The sequence below is a fragment of the Sphingomonas sp. CCH9-F2 genome, assembly GCF_001556735.1.
Classification (GTDB): Bacteria; Pseudomonadota; Alphaproteobacteria; order Sphingomonadales; family Sphingomonadaceae; genus Sphingomonas; species Sphingomonas ginsenosidimutans.
The window spans coordinates 1-290 of record NZ_LSJO01000125.1; the positions used below are offsets into that span (position 1 = coordinate 1).

1 protein-coding gene is annotated in these 290 nt (G+C 61.7%); it reads left to right on the plus strand.

Annotated elements, in window-relative coordinates:
- Positions 1–112 precede the first annotated feature (112 nt).
- Positions 113–290, plus strand: a 178-nt coding sequence (locus AX685_RS20860) for a transposase (protein ID WP_156445651.1), incomplete at its 3' end; no start/stop codon positions are given.

The following is a 290-nucleotide window of genomic DNA, read 5'->3' on the forward strand; positions in this document are numbered from 1 at the left end:
GGGTTGGTGAAACCCAGGGGGTCACAGCGCTTCGAGCGCGATGACGTGATTAGGGTCAGGACCCATTGATGTGAGCGTCGCGATCTGATTCAGGCTCCGCAAGGAGACCGGGATGAGTGACCTGTTTTGGCTGACGGATGAGCAGATCGAGCGGCTGCGGCCGTTCTTTCCCAAGAGCCACGGGAGGCCGAGGGTAGACGATCGGCGGGTGCTGAGTGGCATCGTATTCGTCAATCGCAATGGGCTGCGCTGGCGAGATGCGCCCAGCGCCTATGGGCCACACAAGACGC